At 42.1% G+C, this 12,142-nt stretch carries 10 protein-coding genes and 1 other RNA gene; 6 read left to right on the forward strand and 5 right to left on the reverse strand.

Annotation, left to right across the window (positions count from 1 at the left end):
• Positions 1-10: 10 nt before the first annotated feature.
• Positions 11-739, reverse strand: coding sequence for an MlaE family ABC transporter permease (locus AAG747_RS09400; RefSeq protein WP_346820908.1), 729 nt, complete (start codon positions 737-739; stop codon positions 11-13).
• Between the two features lie 439 nt (positions 740-1,178).
• Between AAG747_RS09400 and AAG747_RS09405 the strand changes: the two genes are divergently transcribed.
• Complete coding sequence (locus AAG747_RS09405; protein WP_346820909.1) at positions 1,179-1,874, forward strand: SDR family oxidoreductase; 696 nt, start codon at positions 1,179-1,181, stop codon at positions 1,872-1,874.
• Positions 1,875-1,972: 98 nt separating this feature from the next.
• Here AAG747_RS09405 and AAG747_RS09410 read toward each other — a convergent pair whose 3' ends face one another.
• From AAG747_RS09410 to ffs, 4 genes are all read right to left on the reverse strand, one after another.
• Positions 1,973-2,683 (reverse strand): cell division ATP-binding protein FtsE, encoded by a 711-nt coding sequence (locus tag AAG747_RS09410; protein ID WP_346820910.1) that lies wholly within the window; start codon positions 2,681-2,683, stop codon positions 1,973-1,975.
• A gap of 4 nt (positions 2,684-2,687) precedes the next feature.
• Positions 2,688-2,891 (reverse strand): fructose-6-phosphate aldolase, encoded by a 204-nt coding sequence (locus AAG747_RS09415; protein WP_346820911.1) that lies wholly within the window; start codon positions 2,889-2,891, stop codon positions 2,688-2,690.
• A 252-nt stretch (positions 2,892-3,143) separates the two neighbouring features.
• Entirely contained in the window at positions 3,144-3,815 is a 672-nt protein-coding gene (fsa, locus tag AAG747_RS09420; RefSeq protein WP_346820912.1) for a fructose-6-phosphate aldolase, read from the reverse strand.
• A 154-nt stretch (positions 3,816-3,969) separates the two neighbouring features.
• Positions 3,970-4,063: signal recognition particle sRNA small type (gene ffs, locus AAG747_RS09425), an RNA gene on the reverse strand.
• A gap of 834 nt (positions 4,064-4,897) precedes the next feature.
• Here ffs and AAG747_RS09430 point away from each other — a divergent pair.
• The 5 genes from AAG747_RS09430 to AAG747_RS09450 all read left to right on the forward strand — a co-directional run bounded on the left by AAG747_RS09430 (position 4,898) and on the right by AAG747_RS09450 (position 11,849).
• A complete protein-coding gene (locus AAG747_RS09430) occupies positions 4,898-5,131 on the forward strand; it encodes a hypothetical protein (RefSeq protein ID WP_346820913.1) in 234 nt (77 codons plus the stop codon).
• 273 nt (positions 5,132-5,404) lie between these two features.
• A complete protein-coding gene (locus tag AAG747_RS09435) occupies positions 5,405-6,115 on the forward strand; it encodes a lysoplasmalogenase (RefSeq protein WP_346820914.1) in 711 nt (236 codons plus the stop codon).
• A 207-nt stretch (positions 6,116-6,322) separates the two neighbouring features.
• Positions 6,323-6,985: a 3-oxoacid CoA-transferase subunit B gene (locus AAG747_RS09440; RefSeq protein WP_346820915.1), complete on the forward strand. Its 663-nt coding sequence runs from the start codon at positions 6,323-6,325 to the stop codon at positions 6,983-6,985.
• A 180-nt stretch (positions 6,986-7,165) separates the two neighbouring features.
• Positions 7,166-10,075: a TonB-dependent receptor gene (locus AAG747_RS09445; protein ID WP_346820916.1), complete on the forward strand. Its 2,910-nt coding sequence runs from the start codon at positions 7,166-7,168 to the stop codon at positions 10,073-10,075.
• A 58-nt stretch (positions 10,076-10,133) separates the two neighbouring features.
• Positions 10,134-11,849, forward strand: a complete 1,716-nt coding sequence (locus tag AAG747_RS09450; protein ID WP_346820917.1) for an SGNH/GDSL hydrolase family protein — start codon at positions 10,134-10,136, stop codon at positions 11,847-11,849.
• Positions 11,850-12,142 lie beyond the last annotated feature (293 nt).

Here is a 12,142-nt window from a genome sequence, read left to right on the forward strand (position 1 = left end):
TTTACTTGTCTTATACCAGTAGTTGGGCCAAGAAGAAATCGGCAATCAACACCGCTATACAACTGTTGGTTACGGCACTGGTACTGGCTTTACCCACTTCCAAGGCTCCTCCTTCGGTATGGTACCCTTTGTAGGCGGAGATGGATACGATCAAAAAAGCAAATACAAAGGATTTGAGCAAAGCAAAAAAGGCCGTATATTCCATAAAGTCGACCCTGATGCCATAAATGTATTCTTGCTCGGTGAGAAAGCCGGCCAAGGTACCGGCAAGGTACCCTCCGTATATGGCCAAAAAGGCCGAAATTACTACCAGCATAGGATACATCACGATGCCCGCCAGTACTTTGGGCAAGACCAGGTAGGAGGCTGAGTTGACCCCCATCACTTCCAATGCATCTACCTGTTCGGTGATTTTCATGGTTCCTAAGCCTCCGGCTATGTTGGAGCCTACTTTTCCGGCAAACACGATGGCTGTAAACGTAGGAGCGACTTCCAAAATAGTCATTTCCCGTACAATCTGGCCGATGACATAATCGGGAATGAAGGGACTGACCAGGTTGACGGCCGTTTGTACCGCCATTACGGCTCCGATGAAGATAGAAACGATGATTACAATGACCAGGGAGTCGATGCCGATGAGAATGCACTCATCAAAAAATAGGCGTATGTACACTTTAAAGGGTTCCCGGTTGACAAACAACCGGCCCATAAACATTAAATATCGTCCCAGGCTTTTCATGAATGCTGATTGGTTTGATCTTTTAAGAGCATGTTTGAGTTTCTTTGTAGATCGAAAGACAACTGTCGGGTATATATTTCTTCTTTTGTGAAAGAGTTTGAAAAAGCCTTGCAAACCACCTCTTCGAAAGCCTTATGGCCGAGATTGATCATTTGATGAAGTGCTTGCCTGCTTTTGAACCATCCCAAAGAAATTTTATTGATACCCGGTATCTCTTTTTACAGGACAAATATATTTAAGAATAAGGGATAAGCAATGTATAATGTGGATTGCTCAAAATGTATTTTAAATTTGAAGGAAAGATTGGTGGGTTTTCTTGAAAGAATATTGAATTTATCATTATCAATGAAGAAGTTCAACTCAAAAGGATGACCGGAAAGATAACTATGTATTTATAAAGAGGCATTCACAGGATCTCAACTATAAAACCAATAAAACTATGATTGTTGTAACTGGAGGTACGAAAGGAATCGGAAAAGCCATAGTAGAGGGCTTTGCAAAAGCAGGGTATGCAATTGCTACCTGTAGCCGGAATGAACCGGAACTGAAGCAATTGCAAAAAGAAATCAAAGAGAAATATGAGGTAGAGGTATTTGTCAAGCAAGCGGATTTCTCTAAAAAGGAGGAGGTGATTCAATTTGCCGGGTTTGTCAAACAAACAGGAAAACCCCTAGAGGTGCTGGTGAACAATACCGGAGTATTCATTCCCGGGCAAATCCATAACGAAGAGGAAGGGGCTTTGGAACAGATGATGGAAACCAATTTGTACAGTACTTATCACCTTACCCGGGCCTTGATTGGGGGCATGGTCCAGCGAAAATCCGGACATATTTTTAATATTTGTTCTATTGCCAGTATTACGGCCTATCCTAATGGAGGAAGTTATGCCATCTCAAAACACGCCATGTTGGGTTTTAGCCACTGTCTACGGGAGGAAATGAAAGAGCACAACGTTCGGGTTACGGCTGTACTGCCCGGAGCTACTTTAACGGCCAGCTGGGAAGGCGTGGATTTGCCGGAGGACAGATTTAGCAAACCGGAAGACGTGGCTGAAATGGTGCTGGCGGCTCACAAGCTTTCCGAAAGGTCGGTGGTTGAAGATATTGTTATTCGCCCACAATTGGGAGATCTTTAGGTAGAAAACCGTTATCAGTCATCAGTGAAAGCCTGTTGTTTTCCGCTTTGGGTAAAGAGGCCAAAGGGGATTCAGGCCATTGCTGGCTGATAACGGATTTACTGTATTTTTTCAATGATTCTTTTCTTATTAATGTCTTTGATCGACCCGTTTTCACAGTAAATCACCCGGCTGGGAAATTCTTTGATAAAGTTATGTTGATGAGTTGCCATCAATACCGCTGTGCCTTTTCGATTGATTTCTGCAAACAGGTGCAGGATTTCTTTACCCACTGTCGGGTCCAGGTTTCCGGTGGGTTCATCTGCCAGTATAATTTCAGGGCGGTTTAACAGTGCCCGTGCAATAGCAACTCTTTGTTGTTCCCCACCAGACAATTGATGTGGAAATTTCTTCTGCGTATTTTGCAAGCCTACCTGTTCCAGTACATAATTGATCCGTTCCTGAATAAGCGATTTGTCTTTCCAGCCGGTAGCTTTCAGTACAAACTTCAGGTTTTCTTCCACAGAACGGTCGGTAAACAATTCAAAGTCCTGGAAGATGATGCCTAGTTTTCTTCGTAGGTAAGGCACTTCCTTTGACTTGATTTGGTGAACTTGAAAACCTACTACGTTTACTTCACCCTGTTGTACTTCCAAGTCCGCATAAATGGTTTTGAGAAGGGACGTTTTTCCGCTTCCGGTTTTTCCTATCAGGTAGACAAACTCACCCCGGTGAATGTCGAAATTTAAATGTTTGATGATCAGTCTGTTTTCCTGGTAGACGTCAGTGTCTCTGAGACTTACCACAGGCATATCGTCTTGCATAAGCATGTACTTACAGTTCTAGTTTTTGAGGTTTTCCGAAAGGAAGCGTTTCAATCAATTGTTTGAGCGCCTCTTCTTTTCCTTCGAGCCCATATTTTTCCAACTTTTGTAAAGGGCGGTCTGCTCTAAAATAAGCGATCAAAACAAAATTTTCATCGCGCAACTGGATATAATCGGGAATTTTCGCTTTGCCTTTTACTTTTAAAATATACATAAAGCACAGTTAAATAATGAATACCTTAACGATTGCCGGTATCGGCTGAAATTTCTGCAAGCTTACTAGGTTTTGAAGTATTAAGAAAGGTACCGGCCTCAAAATTTTTCGAAGTGATGTTAAGAGCATGTTTAATATCCGTTTTGACGCAAAGGATAAAAGTGAGACATGCTCTCAATCAAATGTATCTATAAAAAACAAAACCTCATGTGACCATGAGGTTTTAATATCTATTTAAGAAAAAAATAACGCTTAAGCCAATACGGACTCAGCGTCCATTTTCTTTGCATCTTCTAAGAATTTAGCCAAGCCGGCATCGGTTAAGGGATGCTTCAACAGGCCTAAAATCACATTCAACGGGCAAGTTGCTACGTCTGCTCCCAATTCAGCACATTCAATCAAGTGCATGGAATGACGCACAGAAGCTGCCAATACCTCAGTTGCATAACCATGTGTACTGTAGATATCCACAATTTGACCGATCAATTGCAACCCGTCACTGGCAATATCATCCAAACGGCCGATAAACGGAGATACGTAAGTAGCGCCTGCTTTGGCAGCCAAGATCGCTTGTCCGGCAGAGAAAACCAGCGTACAGTTGGTTTTAATACCATTGTCAGAGAAGTATTTGATGGCTTTTACTCCTTCTTTGATCATGGGAACCTTTACAACGATCTTATCATCGATTTTGGCTAACTCTTCTCCCTCGCGTACGATACCCTCGAAATCTGTAGAAATTACTTCGGCACTCACATCTCCCTCTACGATATCGCAAATGGCTTTGTAATGTGCTAATACATTTTCTTTCCCTTTAATGCCTTCTTTGGCCATTAAAGAAGGATTGGTGGTTACCCCGTCTAATACTCCCAAGTCATGTGCCTCTTTGATATCATTCAAGTTGGCCGTATCAATAAAGAATTTCATTGTGTATGATTTAAATTAAGTATCCTTGAATTTACTGCAAAAGTAGATATATGAAGAGAATTGATCAATATTCTGAAAAGGCTATTTCAATAAATTGTTCAGATTATTTTAAAGAGTTGAGTAATTGTGGGAAGGTTTATAAGTGGCTTGGTAAAAAAAACAAGCCAGTATCGCACTGCTACGACCGATTACCCTTGCTACTTTCCAGTCCTGGGGGATTCTCAGGAGCTAGTCGTACTGACTTGCGGGTGCAAAGGTAATAAGCGGCTTTGAATCACCAAACTTTTTTGAATAAAAATGAATTTTTTTTTGAAAGATTATTCTTTGCTATTTGGTAAGTGTAAGATTTTCAATGGGTTGTTGTTGTGAAGTTTTTTCTTTTTTTCGAAAGATAAATTTCATGAGCAGAGCAATATCATCTCATGGTAAAAAGATTAGGGGCAATGCGCAAGTCCTCCTCTCTGTAGAATGATGAGAATCCAGAGATAAGATGAATCCATAGGAGAGGACTTCTTATTGATAATAGATGAATTCATCAGTCATTAACTTTGCGTATATGCATATAAGTATTGGAAGGTTCCTTCACTAATTCCTTAAAGAGAAAATGAGGGGGTAAAGGAATGGGATACTGGTTTTACCCGTTTTTTAGTGATTTTTTTATGCGCTTGATACGGGAATTCCCTTTGGATTGGTAGTAAAATGCATAGGATTTATACAGGATAATTGCATTATTTGGTGATTATGTGCAATGTTGAGCTTTCTTATTACATCAAAATATTGTTATTTTAATTGGGATAATACAATTTGATATAATAATTATCTTATGATTTTTTAAGTTGTTGAATATGGTTTGAAAAGCGGTGCTGCGGTGAAAAACCGTGTAATTTATTGTGGATCTTTGGTTTTTAAGCGGCTTTGTAAAATTACCTATTTTGGTTATACTTCTGTGTTTTGGTTTTATTTTGTTGTGAGGTAATAAATTTTATGTTTGAAATAAAAGTTTTCTTACATTGATGCCTTTTTGTGAGAGTGTGGTTATTCTGTTTTGAAAATTTCCCTGAATTTTACAGCATGAAATTTTTATGAAAACCAATAATAGTCAAATGGGTAAAAAAGTTTCCAAACCAAACCAATCGCTTCTCTTCGTAAAAATTCAACGAATGGGAGCTTCACCGGCCAGCTTAATCGGTTCGGGGCAAATCCGGCCTTTTGGCTTGCAAGTGACATTACCCAATGAACTTTATTTTGGAATGCCGGAGGAGAGTACTAATCTTAAGGAAGAAGCTATGAGAAGCGTGCATTTCAATCAAAATTAATTGAATACTTACTGTTACAAATAATAGATTAAACCAAATAATTTAAATTTCATTGTCATAGGTAAATGCTGAGTATTTTTTCAACTGACAATACACCTGTTACACGTTGAAAGTTGTTGTAAGAGCTACAGCATTAAGAATTTTAAATACTTTTAAGTCATTGTGACTTAAAAGTATTTTTTTTGTCTATACTCAACACAAGCGATTACTTTTTTGGCTACACAAGGATTTCTCAAAATAAAAGCCATAGTAGAGTAAAAGCATAACTTATCTATGAAAATGAAAAAAAGCCAATTGAAACACATTTCTTATCTTCTTTTTCTACTGATTGTTGCCGGGGATCTGTGGAGTTTGTTTACTCCCTGGCAGTCTTACGAATACTGGTTCAAACCTTTGATCATGATTTGGGTGCTGGTGTATTTTGCCTGGCAGTCCAAAGGGATCCGGCATGTGATCAAGCAACCTTTATTCTTTGCCTTTGTCTTTTCTTGGGGTGGGGATGTAGCACTGTTGTTTCAGCAAAAAAACGAATTGTTTTTTCTTTTGGGACTGGGCAGCTTTCTGATTGCACAAATCAGTTATGTAGTTGCATTTACCTTTTCCGTGAGGGGGCATGCTAAGGCAGGCTTTATCAAAAGGCAGCCCTGGTGGGTACTGCTCATTATTATGTATGGTGGATTGTTGTATGCATTGCTGTTTGAAAACTTGGATTCTACTTTAAAAATAGCGGTGTTCATCTATGCGGCCTCGCTAGTAGTTATGGGGCTGGCAGCCTTGAATCGCAGAGGTTGTGTACCGGCTTCAAGTTTCTGGTTCGTAATGTGTGGAGGGGTTTTATTTATTTTATCTGATTCGGTGATAGCCATTAATAAATTTTTATTGCCCTTTGAAGGGGCTAATATATTGATAATGAGTACGTATATATTGGCGCAGTACCTGATTATGCAAGGGGGCTTGCGGCAAGTTTTACAAGCTAACCGGTAAATAACCCAAGTAAGAAATTGGAATATTTAAAAAAAAATTGTTATTTCATCACATCATTGTGGATTATTAGCTCAAATACACTTTTCTTCATCTCCTGGATTTTTTAACTAATAAAAGCACCATCTTAAATCTTTAACTTGGGGTATTCTCCAATGGCTTCTGCCTTGGAGGAATAGTTCTATTACTTTATACTCAATCAATAAACATATGCTTGATAAACATGGAATTGCTAAGAGAATAGCCAAAGAGATCAAAAGCGGCTATTATGTTAACTTGGGCATTGGAATTCCTACCCTGGTGGCCAATTATATACCGGAGGGAGTGGAAATGGTACTACAGTCGGAGAACGGCTTGTTGGGGATTGGCCCCTTTCCGGAAGAAGCAGCCGTAGATGCAGACCTGATAAATGCCGGTAAACAAACGATTACGATGCGGGAGGGCTCCAGTCTCTTCAGCTCAGCAGAGAGCTTTGCGATGATTCGGGGCGGGCATATAGACCTTACCATTCTGGGAGCCATGGAAGTGTCGGAAAAAGGAGATATTGCCAACTGGAAAATTCCGGGAAAAATGGTGAAAGGCATGGGAGGAGCCATGGATTTGGTCTCTTCTGCCAAGAACATCATTGTCGCTATGCAGCATAAAAGCAAATCGGGAAAGTCCAAGCTCCTGCGTGAATGTACATTGCCAATCACCGGATTAGCCTGTGTCAAACACATCGTTACGGATATGGCCATGCTGGAAGTAATGGATGAAGGTGGTTTTAAACTATTGGAAAGAGCTCCCGGAGTATCCGTAGAGGAAATTCAAGAGGCTACGGAAGGGCGCTTGTTTGTGGAGGGTGAAATCCCTGAAATGCAAATAGATGAATGAATCTATCGAATACATAAATCATCACAGATTCAATTTTTCACCTAATCAACTATGAAAATATACCGGATTGCATAACACTTTTTTTAAAGAAAAAACGAAGCTTATTTTTCCCAAAATGCTTCACATAATAGCCACTAATCAATATAAACTAATTAGCACTTAATTTAAATACTAGTAAATATGGAAAATGGGTACAAACAAAGATCTTTATGGCTCTTTATACGACTACTGGGGCTGCTGTTGGGTCTTACTTACGGGTCTGTTGCCTTCGGACAGAATGTAATGGTAAAAGGTTCTGTGTTGGATGCGGATACCGAAGAACCTTTAGTCGGGGTGAATATCATTATCAAAGGAGCCGTTACGGGTACGACTACCAATATCAACGGTAGTTTTATATTAAGAACTTCCAATACAGACCTGCCCTTTACACTGTTGTTTTCAGCCATAGGTTATGAAACCAAAGAAGTGGAGGTTACTCAGGAAAACCAGGAAATCAACTTGAGTCTGGGTTCCAAGACCAATGTATTAGGACAGGAAGTGGTGGTTTCTGCTTCCAGGGTGGCAGAAAGCATCTTGGAGTCTCCGGTGTCTATTGAAAAAATGGATGTGCTGGATGTACAAAATACCTCTGCGGATACTTATTATAAACATATTGGAAATATGAAAGGGGTGGATATGACCTCCAGTAGTATTAATTTCCAAATCGTAAATGCCCGGGGGTTTAATTCCACCGGAAATACCCGCTTCGTTCAAATGATTGACGGTATGGACTCACAAGCTCCGGCACTGAACTTCCCTGTAGGAAGTCTGAACGGCCCGTCCGATTTGGATGTAGAAAGCGTGGAGTTGATTCCGGGAGCGGCTTCGGCCTTGTATGGAGCCAATGCGTTTAATGGAATTTTATTGATCAACACCAAAAGCCCCTTTGAATATCAGGGGCTAAGTGCCTTTGCGAAGGTAGGAGTCAACCATATCAGCCCGAACACTGGGGAAGGAGAGCCGGACGGTGCCCAACCGATGTTGGAAGGCGCTTTCCGCTATGCCAAAGCCTTTAACAATAAATTTGCCTTTAAAATCGGCGTATCCTATAGTCGGGCAGAAGACTGGTACGGTACCGAAATGGCCGATCAGAATCCTGAACGTCAAGGAGACTTGTCCTTTAATCCCGGGATGGATCAAGTACATGCCTATGGTGATGTAGCCGCTATTTCCATGCCTTTGGTAGGATTTCAATTGCCCGGCTTCTGGGATCAGGTAGAAGCACAAGATCCGAGCTTTGGTCAAATTCGCCCTGCTTTGGAAGAACGTTTGGAAGCTGGCGACTTGCCTAATCAAATTGTGGCCCGGACGCCCTATGCAGAAAAAGACTTGGCGGATTACGGAGCAGAAAACTTAAAAGTAAACACCGCATTGCATTACCGGATTACAGATAATCTGGAAGCTTCCTATACGCTGAATTTTGGCTCCGGTACGACTATTTACACAGGGGCCAACCGTTACGCATTGTCCAACTTTACCATTCAACAACACAAACTGGAATTGACCGGCTCTAACTTCTTTTTGAAAGGGTATGCCACGATTGAAAATTCAGGAGATTCGTATATTGTCGATGCGGTGGGGGCTGCTATCAATAATGATTGGAAAGCCAATGGCCAGTGGTTTGCCGAATATGCAACGGCTTACCTGACCGGTCTGGTGACCGGAGGAATTGAGCCTGGGACAGCGAATGCTTTGCCGGCCAGTGCCAGAGGAAATTTACACTTGGGGGCCCGGGGCTTTGCCGATCAGGGGCGTTTGATGCCGGGTACGGCTGGCTTTGAACAAGCCAAAAGCAAATACCAGAACTCCTTTATTCCCAACGGAGGGAAATTTGACGATAAGACTCTGTTCTATCATTATGAAGGTCAATATAACTTCCAGAATGAAATCAAATTTGTGGACTTGCAAGTGGGAGCTGCCTATCGCTTGTTTGATTTGAATTCGAACGGAACCATCTTTGGCGATGCTGACAGCGATATTACCATCCAGGAATACGGTGCTTTTGTGCAAGCCGGTAAAAAAATCCTGAATGATAAATTAAAACTTTTAGCTTCCGTACGTTACGATAAGAATGAAAACTTTGACGGACAGTGGAGTCCCAGGGCTTCTGCGGTATTGAACGTAGGGAAAAACAGTTTTATCCGCGGCTCCTTCCAAACCGGTTTCCGCAATCCCTCCACCCAAGGACAACATATCGATCTGGATGTAGGGACTTTACGGATTTTAGGGGGGCTGCCTCCTTATGCCGAAAGGTACAATGCCTATGAAAATGCCTATACCTTGGCTTCAGTAAATCGTTATGTAGCCAAAGTGGTGGCTGACGGTACTACTTCGGCGGTGGTAGACCCGGCTAATTTGGCTTTGTTACAGCCCGTACAAGAAGGAGGGTTTGACCCTGTAAAACCGGAACAGATCAAATCTTTTGAAGTGGGGTATAAAGGCTTGTTCGGTACAAAAATGATGATTGATGTAAACTACTATTACAATATTTACAACGATTTCATTGTGCAGGCGCAATTGCGTAAGGCGGCCGGAGATATCTCTGTCAACCCTATCAATGCACAAGCTTTGTTAGTGGGAAGTGCGGCCAATACCTACCAGATTTATACCAACCTGAATGAAGAATTAAAAGGGCAAGGGGCTGCGCTTGGGGTGCAATACAGCTTGCCGAAAGGGTTTTACCTCAATGGAAATTACAACTGGAACGAATTGATTGAAGGCTTGGGAGATGAGTACCTGAATGAGTTTAATACTCCGGAGCATAAAGTTAATTTAGGTTTTGGTAATCGTAAGTTGACAGACCGGATAGGGTTTGATATTCACTGGCGTTGGCAAGATGCTTTCCGTTGGGAGTCTTCTTTCTCCAAAGGAAATATACCGGCTTATTCTACCATAGACATGCAGGTGAGTTACCGGATGAAAGAATTGAAATCCATTTTGAAATTGGGCGGCTCGAACATCTTCAACGAACGCTATATTCAAAATTATGGCGGGCCTACCATCGGTGCCATTTATTATTTATCGATCACTTTTGATGAGTTGATGAAATAACAGCATTTCGTAAAAAGGTCATTGAAAACATTCACAACCGCTATAAATCTGATAGAAAATGAAAAAAAATATAAATAGCTGGTATCTTTCCATTGTGCTGACAGCCCTGCTTTCGGCTTGTTCCTATGATTTTCCGGCTCCGGATCCTACGACTCAACCTTCAACCGGGAACGCTGATTTTACCAAATATGTGGCTTTGGGTAATTCCCTGACGGCCGGAATGATGGACGGAGCTTTGTATACACGTGCCCAACAAAATTCCTTTGCGGCAATTTTGGGGCAGCAATTCAAACAAGTAGAAGGAGGAGAATTTGTTCTTCCGGATATCAATGCGGAAAACGGGACCAATATCCTGAACGGTTTGGGAAGGATTATTTTTGCCGTTGACCCTACCTGTCCTCAGGCGGGCCCCGGGCTTTCTTTTACTACTCCGGATCCGATCACTCCTTTTTCAGGAAACATCAGTGATATGAACAATTACGGAGTGCCAGGCATGAAACTCGCCTGGTCAACCGGGGATGGAGCCGTAGCACTGTTGCAAAACCCCTTTTATACCCGTTGGTTTGCTGATTTGCCTTCGGCAGCTGCTACCAACCCTGTAGAGTTGGCTGTGGCTGCCCAACCTACGTTTTTCTCTATTTGGTTGGGAAATGCCGATGCCTTGAATTATGCAACCGGTGGAGGCTGTGTAACTTCTGAAATGAATGAATCGCCTACTCCTCCTCAATACATCGGGGTAGATGGTGAAGGAAAACCTATTGAAAACCCGGTGAAGAGTGCCGATTATTATAATACACTCAAGCAATCCGGAGATGGTTTTGGCGCCAATGATATGACCCCGACATCCGCTTTTCAAGCCTTGTATTCCGGGGTGGTTTCCGGGATGTTGAGTGGCGGTGGCAAAGGCGTAGTTGCCAATATTCCGGAAGTGACCGATATTCCTTACTTCCGCTTTGTCAACCCCAATCAATTTGCCGTGCCCTTGGATTTGGGAACAGTGGTTCCGGATGCTGCAGGCCCTCCGTTTGCCGGAATGACCTATGCCGATGTTTTGAACTTTTGGTATTTTCAATACGGTTTTACCGGAATGGAAGATTACAATGGGGATCAAGTACCTGATGGCCCTCAGCGTTTGTTCCAACCGAACGCCAATAACTTTTTGGCCATCGAAACTTTTAATGCGAACGGAGAGCGGGTGATTCGTCAATTAGATCCTAGCAAAGACATCACCCCTATGAGTTTAGCAACGATTCCCACCAAGTTAGGTTTAGGGCCAATCCTGGATTGTGAAGGAAATGTAGTTGGGGCCCGTGAAGGATGGGGCTTAGTGCAAAACTTGCCACTGACTGCGGAAGGGACCATTGACCTGGTTGAATTGATGAAAGTCATCGATCAAGTACGGCCGTATCCGGTACCCAGTTCTTTTATTTTGGATGAGACAGAAAAAGAAGCGGTAGCGGCCCGGATCGATGCCTATAATACCATCATTGCGGATGTGGCAACGGCTAACAGCGATCAGTTGGCCTTGGTGGATATCAACGATATTTTTGGAAAGTTTGCCAACGAAGCAACGCCCAGTACCCTTGGTGGGATAGGAGTAGAGGCCACTTTTGCTCCTCCATTTGGCGCTTTTTCCGCAGACGGTGTACATCCCAACGGTCGTGGGCATGCTTTTGTAGCCAATCAATTTATCGGAGCGATTAATGCTAAATTTAGCGCCAATGTACCGTTGGTTAACCCGAACAACTACCCGGGCAATGATTTGCCACAATAGATACATCGGATTTTACTTGTTTTTTCGAAAAGCCCAAGAAATTTATGTTCTTGGGCTTTTTTGTCAAGCCTTTAATAGGTAAATGCAGCGGGCTTGTTACCTGTGAACAGGGAAATAACAATGCGGACACAGTTCAGAGCTCTTTGTTTAAATTTATTTAGAAAAAATTGACCTTGTGTTAACCGATTACATTGCATATCCTTAGAGGATTCCTTAGCTTTGGTAGTGGTTAAACGGCAATATAACGGATCTTACACACGAGCATTTCTGACTATCAATCATTTCGCAATAAT

It is taken from the genome of Rapidithrix thailandica, from assembly GCF_039710355.1.
Lineage (GTDB): Bacteria > Bacteroidota > Bacteroidia > Cytophagales > Flammeovirgaceae > Rapidithrix > Rapidithrix thailandica.

What these genes read in the sequence shown, in the direction of transcription:
- AAG747_RS09430 (WP_346820913.1), top strand. Translation starts at nt 4,898, where the DNA reads ATGAAAACCAATAATAGTCAAATGGGTAAAAAAGTTTCCAAACCAAAC.
- AAG747_RS09405 (WP_346820909.1), top strand. Translation starts at nt 1,179, where the DNA reads ATGATTGTTGTAACTGGAGGTACGAAAGGAATCGGAAAAGCCATAGTA.
- AAG747_RS09440 (WP_346820915.1), top strand. Translation starts at nt 6,323, where the DNA reads ATGCTTGATAAACATGGAATTGCTAAGAGAATAGCCAAAGAGATCAAA.
- AAG747_RS09400 (WP_346820908.1), bottom strand. Translation starts at nt 739, where the DNA reads ATGAAAAGCCTGGGACGATATTTAATGTTTATGGGCCGGTTGTTTGTC.
- AAG747_RS09450 (WP_346820917.1), top strand. Translation starts at nt 10,134, where the DNA reads ATGAAAAAAAATATAAATAGCTGGTATCTTTCCATTGTGCTGACAGCC.
- AAG747_RS09435 (WP_346820914.1), top strand. Translation starts at nt 5,405, where the DNA reads ATGAAAATGAAAAAAAGCCAATTGAAACACATTTCTTATCTTCTTTTT.
- AAG747_RS09445 (WP_346820916.1), top strand. Translation starts at nt 7,166, where the DNA reads ATGGAAAATGGGTACAAACAAAGATCTTTATGGCTCTTTATACGACTA.
- fsa (WP_346820912.1), bottom strand. Translation starts at nt 3,815, where the DNA reads ATGAAATTCTTTATTGATACGGCCAACTTGAATGATATCAAAGAGGCA.
- AAG747_RS09410 (WP_346820910.1), bottom strand. Translation starts at nt 2,683, where the DNA reads ATGCTTATGCAAGACGATATGCCTGTGGTAAGTCTCAGAGACACTGAC.
- AAG747_RS09415 (WP_346820911.1), bottom strand. Translation starts at nt 2,891, where the DNA reads ATGTATATTTTAAAAGTAAAAGGCAAAGCGAAAATTCCCGATTATATC.